Source organism: Collinsella aerofaciens, assembly GCF_028209395.1.
Classification (GTDB): Bacteria; Actinomycetota; Coriobacteriia; order Coriobacteriales; family Coriobacteriaceae; genus Collinsella; species Collinsella aerofaciens_AZ.
Window position 1 is genome coordinate 50458 of the sequence record NZ_JAQLDQ010000005.1, and the last position, 25129, is coordinate 75586.

22 protein-coding genes are annotated in these 25129 nt (G+C 60.9%); 21 read left to right on the forward strand and 1 reads right to left on the reverse strand.

Annotation, left to right across the window (positions count from 1 at the left end):
- The first annotated feature begins 47 nt into the window (after positions 1-47).
- The 21 genes from PMW67_RS03785 to PMW67_RS03885 all read left to right on the forward strand — a co-directional run bounded on the left by PMW67_RS03785 (position 48) and on the right by PMW67_RS03885 (position 24181).
- Positions 48-959, forward strand: a complete 912-nt coding sequence (locus PMW67_RS03785; RefSeq protein ID WP_006236091.1) for a glycine--tRNA ligase subunit alpha — start codon at positions 48-50, stop codon at positions 957-959.
- A gap of 3 nt (positions 960-962) precedes the next feature.
- Positions 963-3059: a glycine--tRNA ligase subunit beta gene (gene glyS, locus PMW67_RS03790; protein ID WP_271738781.1), complete on the forward strand. Its 2097-nt coding sequence runs from the start codon at positions 963-965 to the stop codon at positions 3057-3059.
- Between the two features lie 34 nt (positions 3060-3093).
- Positions 3094-3969, forward strand: a complete 876-nt coding sequence (locus PMW67_RS03795; RefSeq protein ID WP_271738782.1) for a pyruvate, water dikinase regulatory protein — start codon at positions 3094-3096, stop codon at positions 3967-3969.
- A gap of 298 nt (positions 3970-4267) precedes the next feature.
- Positions 4268-7018, forward strand: a complete 2751-nt coding sequence (gene ppdK, locus PMW67_RS03800; RefSeq protein ID WP_271738783.1) for a pyruvate, phosphate dikinase — start codon at positions 4268-4270, stop codon at positions 7016-7018.
- Positions 7019-7227: 209 nt separating this feature from the next.
- On the forward strand, positions 7228-7569 hold the full coding sequence (rplS, locus tag PMW67_RS03805; protein WP_006236098.1) for a 50S ribosomal protein L19: 342 nt from the start codon (positions 7228-7230) through the stop codon (positions 7567-7569).
- A gap of 93 nt (positions 7570-7662) precedes the next feature.
- The gene (locus PMW67_RS03810; protein WP_271738784.1) at positions 7663-8451 is read left to right on the forward strand and encodes a ribonuclease HII; all 789 of its coding nucleotides are present in this window, start codon (positions 7663-7665) and stop codon (positions 8449-8451) included.
- Between the two features lie 189 nt (positions 8452-8640).
- Positions 8641-9126, forward strand: a complete 486-nt coding sequence (locus PMW67_RS03815; protein ID WP_055250020.1) for a YraN family protein — start codon at positions 8641-8643, stop codon at positions 9124-9126.
- Positions 9126-10649: a YifB family Mg chelatase-like AAA ATPase gene (locus tag PMW67_RS03820; protein WP_271738785.1), complete on the forward strand. Its 1524-nt coding sequence runs from the start codon at positions 9126-9128 to the stop codon at positions 10647-10649. Before PMW67_RS03815 ends, PMW67_RS03820 begins: the two co-directional genes overlap by 1 nt.
- Positions 10649-11581 carry a DNA-processing protein DprA gene (locus PMW67_RS03825; RefSeq protein WP_271738786.1) on the forward strand — a complete coding sequence of 311 codons (933 nt, stop codon included), beginning with the start codon at positions 10649-10651 and terminating at the stop codon, positions 11579-11581. The genes PMW67_RS03820 and PMW67_RS03825 overlap by 1 nt, the downstream gene beginning before the upstream one ends.
- 14 nt (positions 11582-11595) lie before the next feature.
- Positions 11596-12933: a methylenetetrahydrofolate--tRNA-(uracil(54)-C(5))-methyltransferase (FADH(2)-oxidizing) TrmFO gene (gene trmFO, locus PMW67_RS03830; protein ID WP_271738787.1), complete on the forward strand. Its 1338-nt coding sequence runs from the start codon at positions 11596-11598 to the stop codon at positions 12931-12933.
- An 8-nt stretch (positions 12934-12941) separates the two neighbouring features.
- Positions 12942-13850: a tyrosine recombinase gene (locus PMW67_RS03835; RefSeq protein ID WP_334204043.1), complete on the forward strand. Its 909-nt coding sequence runs from the start codon at positions 12942-12944 to the stop codon at positions 13848-13850.
- 219 nt (positions 13851-14069) lie between these two features.
- On the forward strand, positions 14070-14798 hold the full coding sequence (gene rpsB / locus PMW67_RS03840; protein ID WP_006236109.1) for a 30S ribosomal protein S2: 729 nt from the start codon (positions 14070-14072) through the stop codon (positions 14796-14798).
- Between the two features lie 45 nt (positions 14799-14843).
- Entirely contained in the window at positions 14844-15713 is an 870-nt protein-coding gene (gene tsf / locus PMW67_RS03845; RefSeq protein ID WP_271738788.1) for a translation elongation factor Ts, read from the forward strand.
- A 117-nt stretch (positions 15714-15830) separates the two neighbouring features.
- On the forward strand, positions 15831-16553 hold the full coding sequence (gene pyrH, locus PMW67_RS03850; protein ID WP_040359955.1) for a UMP kinase: 723 nt from the start codon (positions 15831-15833) through the stop codon (positions 16551-16553).
- A 2-nt stretch (positions 16554-16555) separates the two neighbouring features.
- On the forward strand, positions 16556-17092 hold the full coding sequence (gene frr / locus PMW67_RS03855; protein WP_006236112.1) for a ribosome recycling factor: 537 nt from the start codon (positions 16556-16558) through the stop codon (positions 17090-17092).
- A gap of 1 nt (position 17093) precedes the next feature.
- On the forward strand, positions 17094-17888 hold the full coding sequence (locus PMW67_RS03860; RefSeq protein WP_055309876.1) for an isoprenyl transferase: 795 nt from the start codon (positions 17094-17096) through the stop codon (positions 17886-17888).
- Positions 17889-17890: 2 nt separating this feature from the next.
- On the forward strand, positions 17891-18790 hold the full coding sequence (locus tag PMW67_RS03865; protein WP_271738789.1) for a phosphatidate cytidylyltransferase: 900 nt from the start codon (positions 17891-17893) through the stop codon (positions 18788-18790).
- The gene (gene dxr, locus PMW67_RS03870) at positions 18790-19977 is read left to right on the forward strand and encodes a 1-deoxy-D-xylulose-5-phosphate reductoisomerase (protein WP_271738790.1); all 1188 of its coding nucleotides are present in this window, start codon (positions 18790-18792) and stop codon (positions 19975-19977) included. The genes PMW67_RS03865 and dxr overlap by 1 nt, the downstream gene beginning before the upstream one ends.
- A 24-nt stretch (positions 19978-20001) precedes the next feature.
- Complete coding sequence (locus PMW67_RS03875) at positions 20002-21363, forward strand: M50 family metallopeptidase (protein WP_271738791.1); 1362 nt, start codon at positions 20002-20004, stop codon at positions 21361-21363.
- Positions 21364-21376: 13 nt separating this feature from the next.
- Positions 21377-22459 carry a flavodoxin-dependent (E)-4-hydroxy-3-methylbut-2-enyl-diphosphate synthase gene (ispG, locus tag PMW67_RS03880; RefSeq protein WP_271738792.1) on the forward strand — a complete coding sequence of 361 codons (1083 nt, stop codon included), beginning with the start codon at positions 21377-21379 and terminating at the stop codon, positions 22457-22459.
- A gap of 12 nt (positions 22460-22471) precedes the next feature.
- Positions 22472-24181, forward strand: a complete 1710-nt coding sequence (locus PMW67_RS03885; RefSeq protein ID WP_271738814.1) for a proline--tRNA ligase — start codon at positions 22472-22474, stop codon at positions 24179-24181.
- Positions 24182-24355: 174 nt separating this feature from the next.
- Here the strand turns inward: PMW67_RS03885 and PMW67_RS03890 are convergent, their stop codons facing one another.
- A complete protein-coding gene (locus PMW67_RS03890; RefSeq protein WP_006236119.1) occupies positions 24356-25120 on the reverse strand; it encodes an aminoglycoside phosphotransferase family protein in 765 nt (254 codons plus the stop codon).
- Positions 25121-25129: the final 9 nt, after the last annotated feature.

The window sequence follows — 25129 nt, forward strand, 5'->3', positions numbered from 1 at the left end:
TACAGTACCTAACCGTGTAATCGTTTCGACGAGGGGATATTAGAGGCATGAACGCTTCATCGCTTTCCTTCCAAGACATCATCCTGCGCCTCCAGCAGTACTGGGGCGAGCAGGGCTGCGTCATTATGCAGCCCTATGACTCCGAGGTCGGTGCCGGTACCTTCCATACCGCGACCACGCTGCGCTCGCTCGGTCCCGCCGAGTGGCGCACCTGCTATGCGCAGCCTTGCCGCCGTCCCGCCGACGGCCGCTACGGCGAGAACCCCAACCGCATGCAGCACTACTATCAGTTCCAGGTGCTCATCAAGCCCTCACCGGTCAACGCCCAGGAGCTTTACCTGGGGTCTCTTGCCGCTATCGGTCTGGACCCCAACGACCATGACGTCCGCTTTGTCGAGGACGACTGGGAGAGCCCGACGCTCGGCGCCTGGGGCCTTGGCTGGGAGGTCTGGCTCAACGGCATGGAGGTCACGCAGTTTACGTACTTCCAGCAGGTAGGCGGCATCGAGGTCGACCCCGTGCCCGTCGAGATCACCTATGGCCTAGAGCGCATTGCCATGTATGCGCAGGGCGTTAACTCGGTCTACGACTTGGTGTGGAGCTACCTGCCCGACGGCACGCCCATGACCTATGGCGACGTGTTCCTCGAGAACGAGCGCGAGTTCAGTGCCTATAACTTTGAGGTCGCAAACGTCGAGATGATGCGTCAGAAGTTTGACGACTACGAGGCCGAGTGCCATTCCTGCCTGGAGCGCAAGCTGCCGCTGCCGGCATATGACTGCGTCATGAAGTGCAGCCACGCTTTCAACCTGCTCGATGCTCGCGGCGCCCTGTCCGCGGTCGAGCGTGCCAACTACATCCTGCGCGTCCGCGCCGTCGCCAAGGCGTGCTGCGAGGCCTACATGGCCGAGGTCGCCGGAGTCAACGAGAATGCCGATCAGGAAGGCGAGGTGGCGTAAGCCATGGCAGACGCTAAGGATTTCCTGTTTGAGATCGGTACGGAAGAAATGCCCTCCGCACCGCTGAACAATGCCGTCAAGCAGCTTGGCACCATGATCGCCAAGGGTCTCGACGAGGCCGGTCTGGCCCACGGCGAGGTCCGTGTGATCTCGAGCCCGCGCCGCCTGGCTGCGCTCGTTGCCGACGTCGCCACCGCGACCGACGAGGTTCACGAGGTCAAGCGCGGCCCCGCGGCCAACATCGCCTTCGATGCCGATGGTAACGCCACCAAGGCCGCCCAGGGCTTCGCCCGCAAGTGCGGTGTGGCTGCCGAGGACCTGGTTCGTCGCGAGGACACTGACGGTCGCGAGTATGTGTTCGCTGAGAAGAACATTCCCTCCGCACCGGCTACGCCGATTCTGACCGCTCTGTGCGAGAAGACCATCGCCGGCCTGCAGTGGCCCAACTACCGCAGCCAGCGCTGGGGTCACGAGCATGCGACCTTTGTTCGTCCGGTCCGCTGGATCTGCTGTCTTTTGGGCGAGGATGTTGTGCCCGTGTCGTTTGCCGACGTGACGAGTGGCAACACCACGCGTGGTCATCGCGTACTTGGCCCTGGTGACCACGTTGTCGCCAGCCCCGCCGTCTACGAGCAGGTGCTCGAGGACGCCGGCGTGCTCTCTGCTGAGCGTCGTCGTGAGGCCATCCTTGCCGGTATCGCCGAGGTCGAGGCTGCCCGTCCCGGCTGCCATGTTGATACGCCCAAGAAGGTCTTCGAAGAGGTCATCAACCTCTGCGAGTGGCCGACGGTGCTCGTCGGTACCTTCGACGAGGAGTTCCTCAAGGTCCCGCACGAGATCATCTGCGAGTCCATGCTCACCAATCAGCGCTACTTCCCGATCTATGACGGCGAGAGTAAGCTCACGCGTGAGTTCGTGGTCGTCTCCAACAGCAAGCCCGAGAACGCCGAGCGCGTGATCGACGGCAACGAGCGCGTCGTGCGCGCCCGTCTGGACGACGCTAAGTTCTTCTACGAGGAGGACCTGAAGATCTCCCTCGACGAGTTCCGTGAGCGTCTGGCCAAGGTTGCCTTCCAGGAGAAGCTCGGTAGCGTGCTCGCCAAGTCCGAGCGCATCGAGCAGCTCGCGCTCGCTATCGCCCGCGAGGCTCACCTGGGCGCCCATCTTGCCGCCGACGCTGCTCGCGCCGCACACCTGTGCAAGGCAGACCTGGTGTCCAACGCCGTCGTCGAGTTCACGAGCCAGCAGGGCGTGATGGGCGGTTATTACGCGACCGCGATGGGGGAGAACGACGAGGTCGCCCACGCCATTCGCGATCACTATCGTCCCCGCTTTGCCGGTGACGAGCTGCCCGAGGGCACCGCTGGCTGCATCGTGGCCTGCGCCGACAAGCTCGATACCATCGCCGGTATCTTTGCCATCGGCGAGCCCCCGACCGGCTCTTCGGACCCCTACGCGCTGCGTCGTGCCGCTATCGGCATCATCAACATCCTGCGCGATCGCCTGCCGATTGACCCCACGTCGCTGATCGACTTCGCCCTTGAGCTCTACAGTGAGCAGGGCATTGAGTTCGACGCCGCCGAGGTCGCCCAGCAGGTTCGCGACTTCTTCCATGGCCGCCTGGTGAGCATGGCCCGTGACGAAAAGATCCCGGCCGATACCGTTGCCGCCGTCTCCGCGGTGCACATCATCGCCCCGTCCGTCTTCTTCGCCCGCTGCGCCGCCCTCGACGAGGCTCGCAAGAACGATGCCGAGACCTTTGACAACCTGGCTACCGCCTATGCCCGCGCCGCGCACATCTCCAAGCCCGAGCTGGGTGCGGAGTACGACCGCGCCCTGATGGGCGAGGCCGAGCTCGCGCTTGCCGACGCCTCCGAGGCTGCTCAGACCGCTGTCGACGCCGCCCTTGCTGCCGAGGATTACCCGGCCGCATTTGCCGCCCTTGCCGCCCTGCGCGCCCCCATCGACCGCTTCTTCGACGAGGTCATGGTCATGGACAAGGACGAGCAGCTTCGCGATAATCGCCTTAAGCTGCTCAACCGCTTCGAGGCCGTTTTCTCCGGCATCGCCAACATCGGTGAGCTTGCCCGCAAAAAGTAAGCCAGCCTGCGCGTAAGCGCAAAAGGAGCCCCGCATGGATTGCCCGGTCACCGCTCGTCCCACCGTTATCGTTATCTCCGACTCGCTCGGTGATACCGCTTGTGAGGTGGTGCTTGCGGCGTCCGGGCAATTTGATGAAGGGGCTTTTCGTTTGTTGCGCCTGCCCAAGGTGACCTCGGTGGAGCAGGTGGAGTCGTTTGTGGGCCCGCGCGTCGATGCCGACCATCGCGATATTGCCGTGTTTCACACCATTGTCGATCCGGCGCTTCGCGCCCGCGTGCTCGATTACCTGGGCATGCTGCATATCCGTTCGGTCGACCTGATCGGTCCGACGCTCGCCGTGCTATCGTCGCTCATCGGTGTGCCGCCCAAAGGCGTCGCGGGCGTGATTCACAGGACCGATGACCGCTATTTCCATCGTATCGAGGCCATGGAATATTTCGTTGAGCACGATGACGGGCGCGGTTGCGACGATTTGTCGGGTGCCGATATCGTGCTGCTGGGCGTATCGCGCACGTCCAAGACGCCGCTGTCGATGTATCTGGCTTATCAGGGCTACAAGGTTGCCAATGTTCCGTTGGCCCATGGCATGGAGCCGCCGAAGTCGATTTACGAGGTCGACCCGATGCGCCTGTTCGGCCTGATTTCGACCGTCGATGTGATTTCCGAAATTCGCGATAGCCGCTTGGGCGATGACTACGCTCGTGCCGTTGCCGGCTCCTATGCCGAGCCCGAGAGCGTGCGCAGCGAGCTTGAGGAAGCTCGTGCCCTCATGAAACGCCTAGGCTGCTTTGTGGTGCGTACCGACGGCAAGGCCATCGAGGAAAGCGCTGCCGAGATCATTAGCCACTTGGAGGAAATCCAAGAAGCCCGTGCCCGCCGAACCGCCCGCCGAGCCCAGCAAAGTTAACTCATTTCGGTAGCTAAAAATGCACCGTCTCAAAAAGACTACCTAAAAATAATGCACGATATTGGTAAAGCGATTTAGCAAAGAACCTGCATTTGACCTGCAATTCTCTTGCATTGGTATCTTCATAATGTAACCACCTTTACCTACCGTTTACCGTCACATTTACCACGTTTACCAAACCCCGCGCCCTCTACGCAAGCCCGCTCAATGCCCGCCGTATAGTACCCTCACGGCCCGCATCCGGCGGGTCGATTCGTTACCACGGTCGTGCGCGAGAGCGCATGGAAGGGGAAGTATCGTGAGCGATTGCAAGAGGGTTTACCGTTTTGGTACCGACGCCCAGGGCACTTGCGTGACTGAGGGCGACAAGTCCATGAACTTCGTGCTTGGCGGCAAGGGCGCAAACCTTGCCGAGATGAGCCGTATCGGCCTGCCGGTTCCCGGCGGCTTTACCATTACCTGCCAGACCTGTGTCGAGTACTCCGGTGCCGGCAACGTGTGGCCTGATGGCGCACTCGATGAAATCGTTGCCGCCGAGGCAGACCTCGAGGCCCGCTGTGGCAAGAAGCTCGGCGACGCCTCCGATCCGCTGCTCGTGTCGGTTCGTTCGGGCGCTCCGTTCTCCATGCCCGGTATGATGGACACGGTCCTCAACTTGGGCCTCAATGACGATTCCGTCCAGGGCCTCATCGCGCAGACGCAGAACCCGCGTTTTGCCTGGGATAGCTATCGCCGCTTTATCCAGATGTTTTCCAATGTCGTCATGGGCGTTGACGCCGACCTGTTCGAGAACGCCCTGACCCAGGCCCGTCTGGTCGCCGGCGTTCGCGTCGATTCCGAGCTTTCGGCCGAGGACCTGCAGGAACTCGTCGAGACCTTTAAGGGCATCTTCTCCGAGAACGTCGATGCCTCCCTGTATCCCGAGCTCGAGGTCGCCGATGGCAAGCCCGTTTTCCCGCACGATCCGGAGCTTCAGCTATGCCTTGCAATCCAGGCCGTCTTTGGCAGCTGGATGAACGAGCGCGCCTGCATCTACCGCAAACAGCACGGCATCTCCGACGAGCTCGGTACTGCCGTCAACGTCCAGGCTATGGCTTTTGGCAACAAGGGTGAGACCTCCGCGACCGGCGTCGCCTTTACGCGCAACCCGGCCGACGGCACTAAGGAGTTCTACGGCGACTTTCTGGTCAACGCCCAGGGCGAGGATGTCGTCGCCGGCATCCGCAATACCGAGCCCATCGCCGACCTCAAGACCACCCCGGGCCTCGAGTCCGCAGGTGAGGAGCTCGAGCGCGTGTTCCTGACGCTCGAGGATCATTACCGCGATATGTGCGATATCGAGTTCACCATCGAGCAGGGCAAGCTCTGGATGCTCCAGACCCGCGTGGGCAAGCGTACCGCAACCGCCGCTCTGCGCATCGCTATCGAAATGGTCGAGGAAGGACTGATCACCCGCGAGGAGGCCGTAAACCGCATCGATCCCGCGCAGCTCGACCAGCTCCTGCACCCGCAGTTCGATACCTCCAAAAAGTACGAGGCCTTGGCCAGCGGTCTAAACGCCAGCCCTGGTGCCGCCGTGGGCGAGGTCGTGTTCTCGAGCGATGACGCCGTCGCGCGCGCCAACGAGGGTCACAAGGTTATCCTGGTTCGCTGGGAGACCAACCCCGATGACCTGAAGGGCATGGTTGCCGCCGAGGGTATCCTGACCAGCCACGGTGGCAAGACGAGCCATGCCGCCGTTATCGCCCGCGGCATGGGCACGCCCTGCGTCTGCGGCGTCGAGCGCTTCCACATTGACGCGGCTGAGAAGGTCGTACGCATCGAAGGCAGCGATTGCGTGCTGCACGAGGGCGATGTCATCTCCATCGACGGCACCCAGGGTATCGTCGTCGACGGCGCCGTCGATCTGGTTTCGGCCGAGCTCACCGGCGACCTGGACACCATCCTGTCCTGGGCCGACGAGATTCGTCTGGACGAGACCTGTGGCCACGCCAACCATGTGCGCGTCAACGCCGACAACCCCGAGGATGCCGCGCTCGCCCTCGAGTTTGGCGCTGAGGCCATCGGCCTGTGCCGCACCGAGCACATGTTCCTGGGCGACCGCAAGAACATCATCCAGAGCTTTATCCTGTCTGACGATGAGGCGGTGAAGCAGCAGGCCCTGTCCGACCTGCTTAAGGTTCAGACCGAGGACTTCCTGGCGATGTTCAAGACCATGTCCGGTCGCGATGTGGTCGTTCGTCTGCTCGATCCGCCGCTTCATGAGTTCCTGGATAATCCTCGCGAGCTCGAGGTCGCCATCACCAAGAAGGAAGCCGCTGGCGCCAGCGAGGAAGAGCTTGCCGTCCTGCGCGCCCGCCTGCGTCGTATCGACGGCATGGTCGAGTCCAACCCGATGCTCGGTCTGCGCGGCGTGCGCCTGTCCGTCGTCTTTAGCGATCTGCCGCTCATGCAGGTCCGCGCCGTCGCCACGGCTGCCGCCCGCCTTATCAAGGAGGGCGTCGACCCGCGCCCCGAGATTATGGTCCCGCTCGTTTCCATTACGGCCGAGCATGTCCAGACCCGCGAGGTCATCGAGCACGTGATCGCCGAGGTTTCCGCTGAGGAGGGCGTCGAGCTCAATATTCCCGTGGGCACGATGCTCGAGCTGCCACGCGCCTGCATGGTCGCCGACGAGATCGCCCATCATGCCGACTTCTTCTGCTTTGGCACCAACGACCTCACGCAGACGACCTTCGGCTTCTCTCGCGACGATGCCGAGGCCAAGTTCATCCCGCTGTACATGCACAAGAAGATCTTGAAGGACAACCCCTTCGAGACCATCGATACGGCAGTACTCGAGCTGGTGCGCATGGCTGTCGAGAAGGGCCGCGACACCAACCCCGACATGCACTTTGGCGTGTGCGGTGAGCACGGCGGCGACCCCAAGTCCATCAAGGGCCTGTTCAACGTGGCCGATGTGGACTATGTGTCTTGCTCGCCCTACCGCGTACCCCTCGCACGCCTGGCTGCCGCCCAGGCCAAGCTCGAGGCGAAGCGCTCCGCCTAATGTTTTGGGTATAGACGCCTAGCGTAGCCCCCTTCATGCCGCCTGCCTCATTCGTGAGGCGGGCGGTTATCATGTGCGGGTTTTGTCTTTTTGTCTGCGTAAAAAATTGTTCTTGCAGCATAAACCCGCGCGTGTATACTCGAATACGTTTGTTCAACTACGTGCCGGCCAAGGTGGTACGGCACCTCTAGAAGAGTAAGGAATTGCACATGGATTACATCCGCGCAATCGAGCGTCAGCAGATCCGCGAGGACATTCCTCAGGTTCGCGTCGCCGACAACGTCAAGGTTCACTACCGCATTAAGGAAGGCGACCGCGAGCGCATCCAGGTCTTCCAGGGCGACGTCATCCGCATGGCCGGCGCCGGTGCCCGCGAGACCTTCACCGTCCGCAAGATGTCCTTCGGTGTCGGTGTTGAGCGTACCTTCCCGCTTCACAGCCCCAAGATCGCCAAGCTCGAGGTCGTTCGTCATGGTCGCGTCCGTCGCGCCAAGCTGTACTACCTCCGCGACAAGGTGGGCAAGGCTGCTCGCATCCCCGAGAAGCGCTAAGAAGATCGCAGCGTCTGTCCACTCGTTTGGACACAAGGGCCACCTTCGGGTGGCCCTTCTTTTTATTTGATTTGCATGCAAGGAGGGCCTGGTATGGCCAACATGACGAGCTCGGTTTCGGCATCGCAGGTTGCCGGTGAGTTGGCGAGCGCCACGTTTGAGGAGATTCCCGCCCTCGTGGAGCATTATCGCGAGGACCCGCGCCAGCAGGTGATCAAGGCTTGCGAACGCGCCCTCAAACGCCATGCCAAAGAGCTTGCCGAGCGCGAGCGCGTCAATGACATGTACGAGCTTATGCATGAGCTTGGCGGCGATGGAGTGGTCGTTGGTGTCGACGAGGTGGGTCGCGGATCGGTGGCCGGTCCTTTGACGGTATGCGCTGTCTGCCTTCCTATGGAGCCGCGCGTCTGGGGCATCAACGATTCCAAAAAGCTCACGCCGGCGCGCCGCGAGTTGCTCTCTGTGAAGATTGCCGAGGTGGCGAAGGCGATCGGTTTTTGTCATATCGCACCGAAGGATATCGATGAGATGGGCATGGCCCGTGCTATCCGTACCGCCGTTGCGGGCGCCGTGGCCGATACGGGGCTCGAGCCCGATTGCGTGCTTATGGATGGCAACCCCTTGGGCGCCGTTCCTAACGAGCGCGATGTGGTGAAGGGCGATGCCAAGATCGCCTGCATCGCCGCGGCGTCCATCATGGCCAAGGTCACGCGTGACGAGATGATGGTCGAGTACGACGCCGAGTATCCCGAGTACCATCTGGCCGAGTCGAAGGGCTATGCGAGCCCCGAGCACATCGAGGCCATTCGCAAACATGGACTTTGTCCGCTGCACCGCGTGAGCTTTTGCGGAAACTTTCTGCAGACTGAGCGCCTTTTCTAGGCCAATTGTGGAGACATGGACCTCTGGGGTTTTATAAACCTGCTGGTAGCGGGCCGTATGCAACACCATTGTTGCGTACGGCCCGTTTTTTGACGGCATTTGGTCAGCTTTTGGTTTGCTTCCGGTACTTACCCGCATGAAAGGTGCCCTCATCATCGGGGCAATGCAGTGTGCGGGAAAGGAGACCCCATGAGTGCCGCAAGCAAAAAGAGCAAGACGCAGCAGCTCAAGGAGCGTTGGGAAAACGGCGAGCTCGACTCCGGGGCGATGACGCCCGAGTTTATCAAGGGACTCAGTCCCCGCGAGCTAGGCATGCTGGGCGAGCTGATCACCATCGACTACTTTAACGAGCGCGGCTACACCTTGCTGGAGCAGGGCTATCGTTGCACCGAGGGCGAGGCCGATCTGGTGCTGCTCGATGAGCTCGACGATGTCGTGGTGATGGCCGAGGTCAAGACCAGACGCGTTTCGCTGGATTGCACCACGCGGGTCTTTCCCGAGGAGGCCGTGGACGCCCAAAAGCAACGCCGCTACCGCCGCATCGCAAGTTGCTATCTCATGGAGCATTATCCGCTCAAGGCGATTCGCTTCGATGCTGTGGGTGTCACCATCCGCGGCGGGCATATCGCCGAGATCGAGCATCAGTACAACGCGTTCGATTGGCAGGTGTCGTGATGGCGTTCGAGACGTTTGCCGTTCACGCGGCCTGCATCCGCGGCGTCGAGGCGATTCACGTCACGGTCGAGGTCTCGCTTGCCGGTGGCGTTCCGGGCATCCAGATGCTCGGCATTCCGAGTATGGAGGTGATGGAGTCACGCGGTCGTATTCGCTGCGCGATGCGCTCCGCCGGGTTCGAGATCCCGCGCTCGGGCATTACCGTTAACCTGGCACCCGGCGATATCCGCAAGACCGGTAGCGGCTTTGATCTGCCCATCGCCATTGCGGTGCTTGCAGCCGACGGGCAGATTCCCCGCGACAACCTCGATCGTTGTCTTATCGCTGGTGAGCTCGGCTTGGACGGTACGGTGCTTCCCGTTAAGGGCGAGGTGGCGTTCCAGCTATTGGCTCGTGATTTGGGGCTGTCCTTTATCGCCGGCAGGTCAGACCAGCATGTGCCACTCGCGGGCGTGGATTGTGGATTCATCGATCATTTGTCTCAGCTTGCTCATGGTATGGGCGATGCCGCGCGGCACTACTTGGATTCCGAGGGCGTCGAGGCGACCTTTGAGCCTGAGCTCGACTATGCCGACGTGCTTGGGCAGGAAGTCGCTAAACGCGGCATGGCGCTTGCGGCGGCAGGAGAACTCGGCTTGCTCATGATTGGGTCCCCGGGATCGGGCAAGACGATGCTTGCGCGCCGTATGACCGGCATCCTGCCTGAGCTTTCCGTTGAGGATCAACAGGAGGCGCTGTGCATCCATTCGGTTTTGGGTGAGAACATTGATGGCTTGTTGGCAGGTCATCGGCCGTTTCGAAGCCCCCATCACAGCATTTCAACGGCGGGCCTCATTGGCGGCGGGCGCCCGGTGCATCCGGGTGAGATCAGCCTGGCTCATGGCGGCGTGCTCTTTTTGGACGAGCTTGCCGAGTTTCCCACGGGTGTGCTGCAGACGCTGCGTCAGCCCATCGAGCGCGGCTACGTCAGGATCGTGCGCGTCGACGGGGCCTTTACCTTCCCGTCGCGCTTTCAGCTACTGGCTGCGAGCAATCCCTGCCCTTGCGGCTTTTTGGGCGATCGCGAGGTGCCGTGTCGCTGCTCGGCGGCGATGGTCGAGCGCTATCGGTCTAAACTGCGCGGTCCTTTGGCCGACCGTATCGACATGATGATCGATGTGACCCGTCCCGACCCCCAAGTGATTATCGAGGGTGCGGAGGGCATGTCGTCTGCCGAGTTACGTGACTACGTTGTGCGCGGTCGCGCCTTTCGCGCTTGGCGCGAATCCCGCATGGACGATGCGGATGCCGAGGCCGAGGATGACGAGACACGGTCCATTGACGGCGTCGTTTCGACCTTTGAGCTCGATGATGCGGCGGAGAAGTGTGTGCTCGGCCTGTCGAAGCGCACGCATCTCACAGGGCGTGGCATCGTGCGCCTGGTTCGCATTGCGCGCACGATCGCAGATGTCGCCGAGAGCGAGCAAGTGACGCAGGACCACGTGCTCGAGGCGGCGATGTACCAGGGAAGGAGGGACCAATGATGGCCGAGGGGACCTTCGAGCTGCACCCAGGTGATGCATTGTATCCCGAGACCGTTTTGGAGCTTTCTGATGTACCCCAGACGCTTTATGTGCGCGGCAACCCCGAGGTGCTTTCGTCGCCCGCGCTCTCCATCATCGGCGCGCGCAAGGCCTCGCCGTATGGTCTTGCCGTGGCAGAGCTTGCGGCAAAGGTGGCGGTCGAGGCGGGCGTGACGGTAGTTTCGGGCGGCGCGGTCGGTTGTGACCAGGCCTCGGGTTGGGCTGCGGTCAACGCCGGCGGCAAACACGTCGTGGTGCTGGGGACGGGTGCCGACGTGGTCTATCCGCGTTCGAGCGCCGGGCTTATTACGCGCACGCTCGATACGGGTGGCGCGGTCGTGTCGATCTCTCCGTGGGGCATGGGTCCGCGCAAGTTTGCCTTTCCGCGCCGCAATCGCGTGATCGCGGCCCTGTCGCAAGCCCTCTTTGTATCCGAGGCGGGTATGCCTTCCGGGACGTTTTCTACAGCCGAGGCTGCGATGGATTTGGGGCGCGAACTTCTTGCCGTGCCGGGGTCGATCCTATCGCCCGAGTCGCGTGGCACGAATTACCTCATTGCGAACGGTGCCTGCTGCATTGTCGACGAGGAATCTATCGAGATGGCTATCTCACGCATCTACGGAACCCTGCGCTACTCGCGCCCCGATGCTCCCGGCATTGCCGACCTGGATCCAACGCAGCAGACCGTGATGCATGCGCTCATCGCCTCTCCGCTCAAGGTCGACGACATCGCGGCGCTCGTCTCGCTCGATGCTGTCGGCGTACTCAAACTCTTGGGTTCGCTTGAACTCGAGGGCCTTATCGAGCGCATGATGGATGGAAGGTATGCGCCCTCCAAGTTTGCCCTTCACGCCCAGACACCCTTCGGTCACAATGGAAAACGTGTCAATTAGAAAGGTGTTTGCAGATGCAGTTCGATCAGGTGACAGTTATCGGTGGCGGTCTGGCGGGTTCGGAGTGCGCGATCCAGCTGGCAGATCGCGGGTTTGCCGTAAAGCTGTGCGAGATGCGCCCCCAGGTGAGCTCCCCGGCCCACCATACCGATCACCTGGCAGAGCTCGTCTGCTCCAATTCGTTTAAGTCGACCCGTCCGGATTCCGCGGCTGGTTTGCTGAAGGCCGAGCTTGAGCGCATGGGTTCAGTCCTGCTCGATTGCGCCCATCGCGCGGCTGTTCCCGCCGGCGGTGCCCTGGCGGTCGACCGCGTCAAGTTTTCCGAGCTTGTCGAGGCCGAGGTTGCCCCCCGTCCCAATATCGAGGTCGTGCACGGCGAGGTCACGCAGATTCCCGAGGGTCACGTGGTCATTGCCGCGGGCCCGCTGTGTTCACCGGCGCTGAGCGAAGAGGTTATGAAGCTCGTCGGTGGCGATGCCCTGGCATTCTTTGATGCGGCGGCGCCGATCGTCGATGCCTCCACGCTCGATATGGACGTGCTGTTCTCGCAGTCGCGCTACGAGGAGCAGGGGAGCGGCGACTATCTCAACGCTCCGCTCAACAAGGATGAGTACGAGGCCTTTATCGAGGCGCTTACCACGGCCGACCGCGTGGTGCTCAAGGACTTTGAGGGCGGCGATCTGTTCCAGGCCTGCCAGCCTGCCGAGGAGGTTGCGCGCACCGGCAAGGACGCCATTCGCTTTGGCGCCATGAAGCCCGTCGGCCTCACCGACCCGCGTACCGGACGTCGCCCCTGGGCGGCGATTCAGCTTCGTGCCGAGAACAAGGAGAAGACCGCTTACAATCTGGTGGGCTTCCAGACCAACCTGACCTTTGGCGAGCAGAAGCGCGTCTTCCATATGGTGCCGGGCCTGGAGAACGCTGAGTTCTTCCGCTACGGTGTCATGCACCGCAATACCTTTGTCGACGCTCCACACGTGCTCGATGGCACCTTTGCCGTGCCCGGTACCGGCGTGCGCCTAGCCGGTCAGATCACCGGCACCGAGGGGTACATGGAAGCCGTGGCGACAGGTCTGCTCGCGGCGCTCAACACCTATGCAGAGGCTATCGGCGCCGATTCCGTCGAGTTGCCCCGCGTGGGCGCCCTGGGTGCGCTCGTGGGCTATGCGACCGATCCTGCCACCGTGGGCTATCAGCCCATGCATGTCAACTTTGGCCTGGTGCCGCCACTCGAGGATGGTAAGCGCCGCAGCAAGCGCGACCGCTACCAGGCCTATGCGGACCGTGCGCTCGAGGCCCTTGACGCCTATCTGGCTACTCGCCCCGATCTGTTTGGAGGCGACCGGTCATAGCCTTTGACCTGTACGACACCGTCGACTCGTTTATCGCCTATATCGCACGCGTCGAGGGACTTTCTCCCAACACGGTGACGGCCTATGGCTCGAGGCTGGAGCGCTTTGCTGCCTGGTGCGAACGCGAGGGCATCGACGCTCGCGCCGCCGACGTACGGACCGTTCGTTCCTATTTGGCCGAGCTGTCGCGTGGCCAGGTGGCGGCTCGGACCCTTGCGGCACACCTGTCTGCCATTCGCTCACTCTATCGGTGGATGGCTGTCGAGGGGATTGTCGAGGGCGATGCGGTCTCGGCGATCGCATCGCCCAAGCTGCCGCGCGACCTGCCGGGCGTCCTTACGACTCAACAGGTGGAGGCACTCCTCAAAGCCCCCGATACCTCAACACCCGCGGGACTGCGCGATGCGGCGATGCTCGAGTTGCTCTATGCCTCGGGTGCCCGCATCTCAGAGCTTGCGGCGCTCAATGTGGAATCCATCTCATGGTCCGAGCGCACACTGCGCCTGTGGGGCAAGGGGAGCAAGGAGCGCATCGTTCCTCTGTACCGTCGCGCACTCGAGGCGACGCGTCTCTATATTGAGGAGGGGAGGCCGGAGTTGCTCGCTCGGGCAAAGCGCCGTGACCTCGCTACCGGGCCGCATCCGCTGTTTATATCGGCGCGCGGCAATCGCATGAGCGCTGCCATGCTCCGGCGGCGGTTCCATACGCTGGCGACGCTCGCCGGCATTCCGGCTGACATCGCCCCGCATGCGATGCGCCATACCTTTGCGACCGACTTGCTCGAGGGCGGTGCGGACCTGCGCTCGGTTCAAGAGCTGCTGGGTCATGCGAGCCTGTCCACGACGCAGATCTACACGCATCTCACACCCGATCGGCTCAAACGTGCCGTGGCTCAAGCCCATCCCCGCGGCGAATAGTGGCTGGGACGTCCCGCGCCGCACTCAGGTGTGTGGTTTTGATTGCGGGTTGGCAGGAAGATGCATTCCTGCTATCATTCATCGGGTTGCTTCACGGCAACATGTTTTTATCACGCACGCGCGGCTACTTCATACCGTGGTGCCCGGGCTTTGGTAGCACATGTCCGGGTTGGTTTTGGAGGATGACCCCGCGCGGAGGCAAACCACAGGAGGTTTAACATGGCTACCAAGATTAATATCCGCACCCTGCTCGAGGCCGGCTGCCACTTCGGTCACCAGACCCGTCGCTGGAACCCCAAGATGAAGCCGTTCATCTTCGGTGAGCGCAACGGCATCTACATCCTCGACCTCAAGCAGACCATCCTCGACGCCGACCAGGCCTACACCTTCGTCAAGAACGTCGCCAAGGGTGGCAACGTGCTGTTTGTCGGCACCAAGAAGCAGGCTCAGGAGGCCGTCAAGAACGCTGCTGAGCGCGCCAACATGCCTTACATCAACCAGCGTTGGCTCGGCGGCATGCTGACCAACTTCGTCACCATCCGCTCCCGCATTAACCGCATGGAGGAGCTCGAGGCTATGGTCGAGGACGGCCGCATGGCTGTTCTGCCCAAGAAGGAGCAGGCTGTGCTCGGCAAGGAGCTCACCAAGCTCCAGACCAACCTCGGTGGCGCCCGCGACATGAAGGGTCTGCCCCAGGCTCTCTTCGTCATCGACACCAAGCGCGAGGAGAACGCCATCAAGGAGGCTCAGCGCCTGAACATCCCCGTCGTCGCTCTGATCGACACCAACTCCGATCCCGACGAGGTCGAGTACGGCATCCCCTGCAACGATGACGCTATCTCCGCTGTCACCCTTATGTGCGAGCTCATGGCTGACGCCTGCCTCGCTGGCTCCGGCAAGGAGCAGGTCTCCGAGGCCGAGATGGCCGCTGAGCCCAAGGCCGAGTAAATCAGTCTTAGTTAATTCTTTTTCATCTCTTTGAAAGGAACCACAATGGCCCAGATTACCGCCGCTATGGTCAAGCAGCTCCGCGAGATGACCGACTCCCCGATGATGGAGTGCAAGAAGGCTCTCGTCGAGGCTGACGGCGACATGGACGCCGCTGTCGACGTTCTGCGTAAGAACGGCCTTGCCAAGGCTGCCAAGAAGGCTGGCCGTGAGACCAACGAGGGCGCTGTCGCCGCGTTCGTCTCCGAGGATGGCAAGACCGGCGCTCTGCTCGAGCTCTCCTGCGAGACCGACTTCGTTGGCTCCAACGCCAAGTTCACCGGCTTTGCTTCCAAGGTCGCTGAGGTTGTCGCCACCACCGAGCCGGCCGATGTCGACGCTCTGCTCGAGAAGCCGATGGGCGAGGAGACCGTTTCCTCCGAGCTCACCGAGATGATTCACATCATGGGCGAGAACATGAAGATCTCCCGCTTCGCTGCCCGCAAGGCTGAGAACGGCGCGCTCGCTTCTTACATCCACATGGGTGGTAAGATCGGCGTCCTCGTCGAGTTCGCCTTCGAGAAGGCCGAGACCGCTCAGGCTGAGTCCTTCAATACCTTCGCTCACGACGTTGCCCTTCAGGTTGCCGCCGTCGCCCCGATCTGCGCTACCCGCGATCAGGTTCCGGCCGAGACCGTCGAGCACGAGAAGCAGATCTACATGGCTCAGGCTGCCGAGTCCGGTAAGCCCGAGGCTATCCAGGAGAAGATGGCTGTCGGCCGTCTGGAGAAGTTCTACAAGCAGTCCGTGCTCACCGAGCAGGAGTTCATCAAGGACAGCTCCCTCACCATCAAGAAGTACGCTGAGCAGGTCTCCAAGGAGCTCGGCGACACCATTACCGTCGTTGCCTTTGACCGTCTGGTCCGTGGCGAGTAAATAAGCTCTTGTAGCTGGTAATGAGCAGGCTGTGGGTTTTACTCACAGCCTGCTTTTTCATGGCTCTACTTAGAGCCTTTGATATCATATTGAGAGTCTAATTAAAGGAGGATCGCTTTGTCCGACATCCGATATAAACGCGTGCTTCTTAAGCTTTCCGGCGAAGCACTGATGGGCGACGGCCAATATGGCATCGACCCCAAGGTTACCGACCATCTTGCCAAGCAGGTCAAGGAGCTGCTCGCCGTTGGCCATGAGGTCGGCGTCGTTGTCGGCGGCGGCAATATTTTCCGCGGCATGGCCGGCGCTGCCGGTGGCATGGAGCGTGCTCAGGCCGACTACATGGGCATGCTGGCAACCGTTATGAACGCGCTCGCCCTGCAGGATGCCTTCGAGCATAACGATGTTCCCTGCCGCGTGATGAGCGCTATCCAGATGAACGAGATCTGCGAGCCCTATATTCGCCGTCGCGCCATCAACCACCTTTCCAAGGGCAACGTCGTCATCTTCGCTGCCGGTTCGGGCAATCCGTACTTTACGACCGACACCGCCGCGGCTCTTCGTGCGTGCGAGATCGGCGCCGAGATTCTGATTAAAGCCACCAAGGTTGACGGCATCTACGACAAGGATCCCGTCAAGTGCGCCGATGCCGTCCGTTTTGACAAGATTACCTATCACGAGGTGCTCGTCCGCGGCCTGCAGGTTATGGATTCCACGGCTACGGCACTGTGCCAGGATAACCGTATGCCGATTTTGGTCCTCAACATCGATGGCGAGGACACCGTCAAGCGCGCGCTCGCGGGTGAGCCCGTCGGCACGCTCGTCTATCAGGAGGATTAAGCATGGCAGAGAACATCACCGCCCATATGGACAAGTCGCTCGAGTCCCTCAAGCATAACTTCTCCAAGGTCCGTACCGGCCGCGCCAATGCCAACATTCTGTCCGACATCACCGTCGATTATTACGGGGTTCCCACGCCGGTCACGCAGGTTGCCGCCGTCAAGACCCCCGAGGCCCACATGCTGCTCATCGAGCCGTGGGACAAGGCACTCATCAATGCTATCGTCAAGGCCATCGGCGCTTCCGATCTGGGTATTACCCCCAACTCCGATGGCACCGTCGTTCGTCTTCCGTTCCCGGCTCCCACTGAGGAGCGCCGTCGCGAGCTCGTCAAGGAGTGCCGCGAGTACGCCGAGCAGGCCAAGGTGTCTATCCGTAACATCCGTCGCGACTTCAACAACAAGCTCGAGCGCGATGAGGAGCTCACCGAGGACGATGTCCGTCGCGAGCAGGCCAAGGTCCAGAAGCACACTGATGAGTATGTCGCCAAGGTCGAGGAGCTTCTGAAGGAAAAAGAAGCCGAGGTCATGGAGATCTAAGGTGCAATACGACGAGCATAAACTGGTCGAGTACTTTGCCGACGCCCCTGCGGGCGTCGGTTTTTCCGACCTTGACCTCAATAACATTCCGCACCATATCTCGTGCATCATGGACGGTAACGGTCGTTGGGCCACGTCGCGCGGTCTTGCACGCACCGAGGGCCACAAGGCGGGTATCGTCTCCCTGCGCGAGATCATTACCGCATGCGTGCGCTTGGGTGTCGACGTCCTTTCGGCCTATGCGTTTTCCACCGAAAACTGGAATCGTCCGCAGCACGAGGTCAACGTTTTGATGCATTTGTTTGCCAAGACGTTTATCGATGAGTTGCCGCTGCTTAAGCGCGAAAACGTTCGCGTTGTCTTTTTGGGCGATATTTCCGCACTGCCTAAGAAGACCCGCGATGTCTTTGAGCGAGGTCTTGCTGAGTGCGCCAATCACACCGGCATGACGCTGGCGCTTGCCGTCAACTACGGCGCGCGTGCCGAGATTACCCGCGCTGTCCGTCAGATCGCACTCGACGCTGCCGCCGGTAAGATCGATCCTGGCGCAATTGATGACGACATGGTGGCTTCCCACCTCTATACCGCTGGCCTTCCCGATCCTGAGCTTGTGATTCGCACTTCTGGTGAGCTGCGCCTTTCGAACTATCTGCTGTGGCAGGTGGCTTATTCCGAATTCTACGTCACCGATACCTATTGGCCCGACTTTGATCGTTGGGGCCTTGTCGACGCCATTTTGGCCTATCAGGGCCGTGACCGTAGGTTTGGTGGTCTGAGCAAGACCGAGGAGGCTTAATCGTGTCCGATCGTCCCAAGGCAATTGCTCCCAAGACATCTGAGCGCAAGGCTGTCGCTGCAGGAGCGCCCGCAGCGAAGAATGGCACCGGTTCGTGGCTTGCCGGCTTTATCACCCGTGCCGCCGCCGGTATCGTCTATGCCGTTGTCTTTATCCTGTGCCTGGTTTTGGGTATTGTGCCCACGGCCATCTTTGTTTCTGTCATGAGCGGTCTGTGCTGCTATGAGTTTTTCCGTATGACGAGGCTCGATGGCAAGATGGCTAACGAGCGCATGGGTATCGCTGCCGCCGTACTCTTTCCGCTGTCGGCGTTGGGCGATTCGATGTTGCTGAATGCCCTGCTTTTTGCCCTGATGCTCGCTGTGGGCATTTGGTATGTTTGGTCGCCGCGTACCCGCATCTCTGATGTGGCCGTGACGCTCATGGGTCCCATCTACACTGGCTTTATGCTGTCGGCTATCGTGCTGCTGCGCGATGCCGTGCCCGGTTTTGCCGGCGCCCTGCTTTCGGTGGGCGTTTGCGCGTCCCTTTGGGTCTCCGATTCGTTTGCCTACATCGTGGGTAGCCGTATCGGCAAGCACAAGATGGTCCCTAAGATTTCTCCCAAAAAGAGCTGGGAGGGCTTTGTCGGCGGCATCTTGGGCTCGGTTCTTATCTGGCTCATTTTGTGGGCGACGCATTTTTATAAGCTGAGCTTGCCCTACGCACTGCTGTGCGGCGTGGTTGTGTCCATCCTGGGCGTTATCGGCGACCTTATTGAGTCACGCATCAAGCGTGGCGTGGGCGTCAAGGATTCCGGCAACCTTATCCCGGGCCATGGCGGCATGCTCGACCGTAGCGACTCGCTTATCTTTGGCTGCATTACCGCGCAGCTGCTTTTGATGATCGGAGGCGTGCTGTAATGGCCTTTCAGACGACGTACGGCCCTGATGGGCGTCTTCGCGTTGCCATTCTGGGCTGTACGGGCTCTATCGGCACGCAGGCACTCGATGTATGCCGTCAGCATGCCGATCGACTGCAGGTGACGGCGTTGTCCGTTAACTCCAGCACTTCGGAGCTCGTTGCCGCCGCCCGCGAGTTTTCGGTCCCGGCCGTTGCCGTGGCCGACACCACCCACGGTGCGGACGCTGTACTGCAGGAACTGCCCGAGGGCACCGAGCTCGGTGTTGGTGCGCAGGCGGTTTGTGAGCTCGCGCGTCGCGATGACGTCGACTGTGTCCTTGTTGCCATTGTGGGCGCTGCCGGGCTCGAAGCGAGCCATGCGGCCCTGACCTCGAACAAGCGTCTCGCACTTGCCAACAAGGAGTCTCTCGTTGTCGGCGGTGACCTGCTGATGCCGTTGGCGCAACCGGGTCAGCTAATTCCGGTCGACTCCGAGCACTCCGCCATCTACCAGTGCTATCTGGGGGAGAATCCGCGCGAGGCCCACTGCATCTGGCTTACTTGCTCGGGCGGTCCGTTCTTTGGCCGTACGCGCGACGAGCTCAATTGCGTGACGCGTGCCGATGCCCTCGCACATCCCACGTGGGCCATGGGTGCCAAGATCACCATCGACTCCGCCACCCTCATGAACAAGGGCCTAGAGCGCATTGAGGCCATGCATCTGTTTAACTGCGACCTCGATTTTATTAACGTGGTCGTGCAGCGTCAGTCCAAGATTCACTCTATGGTCGAGTTTGCCGACGGCTCCGTGATGGCGCATCTCGGTGCTTCCGACATGCGTATTCCCATCCAGTTCGCGTTCTCGTATCCCGAGCGTTGGGATACCCCGGCGCCTCGTATCGATTTCCGCGATCTGGGGCAGCTCACGTTTGATGCTGCCGACATGGATACCTTCCGCTGTCTGGCACTGGCCGAACGTGCCGGCAAGACAGGTGGCACCATGCCGTGCGTGCTCAATGCCGCCAACGAGGTCGCCGTCGATGCCTTCCTGCACGATGGCTGCAGCTTTACCGATATCGATTGCATTGTGGAATCCTGCATGGATGCTCACGATATGCAGGCGGTCGATTCGTTTGAGCAGCTTCGCGACATCGATGCGTGGGCGCGTGAAAAAGCTGCGCAGGTGCTCGCCGCAACTCGTTCCTAACCATAAGGATTGCTTTTTCGTTTTATGGATACTGTTCTGAGCGTTCTCTCATCGGTCTTTTGGGGCCTGCTGATGCTTTCCGTCCTCGTGTTTTTGCACGAGGGCGGCCACTTTTTGGCGGCGCGTGCCTGCGGCGTCCGTGTGACCGAGTTCTTTTTGGGCCTGCCGTGCCGCTTTGACATCCATTACACGTCGCGTCGCATTGGAACCAAGTTTGGCGTGACCCCGCTGCTGCTGGGTGGCTACGCTGCCATTTGCGGTATGGATCCGACCGACGTCTCGTGTGCCGACCGCGTGCTCGCGGCTATCTATCGTCATGGTCGCGTGACCGTGGCCGACCTTGCTGTCGAGCTTGAGCTTTCCGAGGAGGATGTGCTCGAGGCATGCGCCCTGTTGCTGGGCTGGGGTTCCATCGCACCCTGGTATGAGGAAGGGGAGAAGCCCTCGCCGAGCTACTATCCCACCAAGTATCAGACGCTGCCGCGAGATGCGGCGGGTTACACCACCTTTGACGGCCGCCGTTTCGATCGAGAGCATGCGACTATCGAGGGCGATGTGTGGGAGCTGCCGTGCGGCGAAGCCGAGTTCCTTGCGCAAGAGCGTTCGCATACCTATTTGGGCCAGGGTTTTCTCAAGCGCGCCTTTATGCTGCTCGCGGGCATTCTCGTCAATATCCTGACGGGCTTTTTGCTGCTTATGAGTATCTATTCCATTGCGGGTGTCACCGTGCCGATGGATACCAACGTGATCGGTCAGGTTGACGAGGGGTCTACTGCCGCCAAGGCGGGTATCGAGGCCGGTGATGCGATCCTTTCGGTTGACGGTGTCTCATGTTCCACTTGGATGGATGTCTACGATGCCATCGGTAAGGCCGCCGGTAAGGACGATATTGCTATTGAGTATGAGCGCGATGGTAAGCAGTGCTCGACCACGGTTGCGCTTAAAGAGGATGAGCGCCTAGGTGTGTATGCCTCTACGCAGGTGGTCCGTTTGGACCCTATCACCTCGGCGCGCCTCTCCTTCTCGTATGTTGCGCAGACAGCGGAGGGCGTGATGCGCCTGCTCCAGCCGCAGCATACGATGGAGATTCTCGATCAGTCTTCTTCGATCGTGGGTATTAGCGTTATGTCCTCACAGGCTGCTGCTGCCGGCCCTGCCACGTTCCTTTCGTTTGCCGCCCTCATTTCGTTCTCGCTTGGCTTTATGAACCTGCTGCCCATCCCACCACTCGATGGCGGCAAGCTGGTCATCGAGATCATTCAAAAGATTGTGGGCCGCGAGCTTCCGCTCAAGGTCCAGACGATTGTGAGCTATGTGGGCATCGCGCTCTTTGCGCTGCTGTTTGTCTATATGCTTCGTTCCGACATCCTTCGATTTATTCTGTAGGGGAGTGTTTGGATTGTCTTTATCCCATCCTTTGCCTCGCGAGTTGACGCGCCCCGTGCATGTGGGCGGTGTGCAGATCGGTGGCGGTGCGCCGGTGGTGATCCAATCCATGACCTGCACCGATACCGCTGATGCCCAGGCAACGCTTGCGCAAGTGTGCGCGTTGGCGCAGGCTGGCTGCGATATCGTGCGTGTGAGCGTGCCCACCGAGGCCGCGCTTGAGGGTTTCCGCATCATCTGTGCCGAGTCTCCGGTGCCAATCGTTGCCGATATCCACTTTAACCACAAGCTGGCCATTGGTGCCGTTGAGGCCGGTGCTGCCAAGCTGCGCATCAATCCCGGTAATATCGGCGATTGGGCCAAGGTTGACGCGGTGATCGATGCTGCGGGTGCAGCGGGCTGTGCGATTCGTATCGGCGTCAATGCCGGTTCGCTTGAGCAGGATATCGCCGAGCGCGACGACCTCACGCAGCCCGAAAAGCTCGTGATGTCGAGCGAGCGTTTCGTCAAGCATTTTGAAGACCGCGGCTTTACGAACATTGTGCTTTCGGCCAAGGCCCATAGCGTGCAAACGACGCTCGATACCTATCGAGCCTTGTCGCGTGAGATTCCCCACGTTCCGCTTCACCTGGGCGTAACCGAGGCGGGTACCAAGCTTCAGGGCACCATTAAGAGCTCTGTAGGCTTGGGTATCTTGCTTTCTGAAGGCATCGGCGACACCATGCGTGTGTCGCTCACGGCCGATCCGGTTGAGGAGCCGCCGGTCGCTTGGGGTATTCTGCAGTCGCTGGGCCTGCGTCGCCGTGGCCCCGAGATTGTCTCGTGCCCCACATGTGCGCGCTGTCAGGTTAACCTCATTCCCATCGCCGAGGAGGTCACCGAGCGGCTTAAGAACTACTCCGCGCCGCTTTCGATCGCCGTGATGGGATGTGCCGTTAATGGCCCCGGCGAGGCTTCCGACGCCGACCTAGGTGTGGCCTGTGGACGAGGTCAGGGCCTGCTCTTTTCGCATGGCCAGATCATTGGTAAAGTAGCTGAGGATCAAATTGTCGACGCGCTCATGGCCGAGGTCGACAAGCTTATTGAGGAGAAATAAATGACTCGAGCAATGTATATGTCTAAGCTTTATGCGCCGACGCTTAAAGAGGATCCGGCGGACGCTGAGCTCGCCAGCCACCGCCTGCTGCTCCGTGCCGGCATGATCCGCAAGGAGGCCGCCGGTCTGTATTCTTATCTGCCGCTCGCATGGCGCTCGATCCGCAAGATCGAGAACATCGTGCGCGACGAGATGGATGCTGCCGGCGCCCAGGAGCTCATGATGCCCATTATGGTCGATGCCGAGCTGTGGCGTGAGTCCGGCCGTATCGATGCCTATGGCAAGGAGCTTGTGCGCTTTGACGACCGTCATGGTCGCGAGTTCGTCCTGGGCCCCACGCACGAGGAGACCGTCACGGCCCTGGTGCGCAACGAGCTGCGCTCCTACAAACAGCTGCCCGTCAACCTGTACCACATCCAGGATAAGTTCCGCGACGAGTTCCGTCCCCGCTTTGGCCTGATGCGCGGCCGCGAGTTCATCATGAAGGACGCCTACAGCTTCTCTGCCACGCAGGAGAGTCTGCAGGAGGAGTACGACAAGATGAAGCAGGCCTACGCCAACATCTGTGAGCGCTGCTACATCAAGGCCCTGCCCGTTGTCGCCGACTCCGGCGAGATCGGTGGCGATACCTCCGTCGAGTACATGGCTTTGGCTGACGCCGGCGAGGCTTCGCTCGTCTATTGCGATGACTGCGGTTTTGCCGCCGATGACGAGGCTGCAAGCACCAAGGTTGTCGTGACCGAGGGTCCTGGCGACGGTACGCTTACCAAGGTCGAGACTCCGGGCATGGGCACCATCGATGCCGTTGCAAAGTTCTTTGGGTTCCCCGAGAACGGCACGCGCAAGTCGCTGGCACTCATCGACGCCGAGGGCAAGCCTGTTGTGGCCATTGTTCCGGGCGACCACGAGCTCAATGACTGCAAGGCCGAGCACGTCTTTGGCAAGGGCTATCGCATGATGACCGACGAGGAGCTCCAGACCTACGGTCTGCATAAGGGCTTTATCGGACCGGTTAACCTGCCCGAGGGCATTCGTCTGGTGTGCGACGAGAGCCTGCGCGAGTCCAAGCAGTGGGCCTGCGGTGCCAACGAGGTCGATTATCACTTTACCGGCGCCTGCCCCGAGCGCGACTTTACCGTCGATGAGTGGGCCGATCTGGTAACCGTCATTGCCGGCGATCCCTGCCCGCACTGTGGCAAGCCGCTTTCCGCTGCCCGCGGTATCGAGGTCTCCCAGGTCTTCCAGTTGGGCACCAAGTATTCCGAGGCCATGGGTGCCACCTTTATGGACGAGGACGGCAAGGAGAAGCCGCTTATCATGGGCTGCTACGGCGTTGGTGTGTCCCGCTCGCTCGCTGCCGTCGTGGAGCAGCACAACGACGAGCACGGTATTGTTTGGCCGGTCTCCGTTGCCCCGTACGAGGTCGCGGTGATTCCGCTCGATCCCAAGAAGGAGGAGTGCGCTACCGTTTGCGATCAAATCGTCGAGGCTCTGTGCGCCGAGGGCATCGAGGTTGTCGTCGATGACCGTGACGAGCGTCCCGGCTTTAAGTTTGCCGACAATGACCTTATGGGCTTCCCGTATCAGGTGATTCTTGGCAAGCGCGGCCTTAAGAACGGTACCGTTGAGCTCAAGGACCGTGCTACGGGTGAGCGCGAGGACGTGGCGATCGATGAGGTTGTCGCCAAGGTCGCCGACCTTGTGAAGGCAGCACGCCGTTAATCGAGCCCGCTGCGTTGAATGCGCTTACGAAGCGGCCCAGCGTCTCTCTTGGGAGAGGTGCAGGGCCGCTTTTGCGTCTAAGAATCTTTTATAGCTAAAAGGAAAACCCCACAGCCCATGCGAGCTGCGGGGTTTTCCCATTGTGCCTCCGATGCGAAATAAATCGCTCAGATATTACTGATAATCGACGACGTCGATCCAGTTCTTCAGGAACTCATCGTTCACGTTGCGCTTACGAGCGAGCTCGGAAGCGGCGACGATGCTCGTCCACTGACGCACGACCTGCATGGGCATGTCGGCACGGTCGCAGTAGAGCTCCAGGTAGGCCTCGGCCTGGTCCTTGCTGTTGAGGGCAAAGAGCAGGTAGGTGGTGGCAACGTCGGCAGCAGGGGAGCCCTGGGTGGCGTGTGCCCAGTCGCACACATAGAGCTGGCCGTCGTCGCCGACGATGACGTTGGAGGGGTTGAAGTCGCCGTGGCAGACCTTGAACTCCTTGGTCATGCCGTCCAGACGCTCCTGAAGGTTGTAGCGCGTGGTGGCATTGAGCTGATCAAGGCTGTCGATCATGCGGGCGAACTTGTCGCGCTGACGGTTGAGCAGCGGGGAGGTGTAGCCGTGGATCTCAATCTGGAGGTCGACGAACATCTCGAGGTACTCACCAAAGCGCTGGGGCTCGGCAGTCATCTTCTCGGCAAGGGTGGTGCCCGGAACCTTCTCGGTCACGAGCGCCCAGCCGTTGGCGTTCTCGAGCTGAGAAACCTCGAGAGCCTTGGGGCTGCGGATGCCGCACTCATTGATGCGGGCAAGATTCAAAGCCTCGTTGAACACGTCGGAGACAGGCTTGGTCTCGTTAAAGACCTTGACGATCTTGTCGCCCAGGTCGTAAACGACCTTGTTGCCGCGACGGACGAGCTCGGTCTTGGAATCGGGTAGCAGCATGGTTGCATC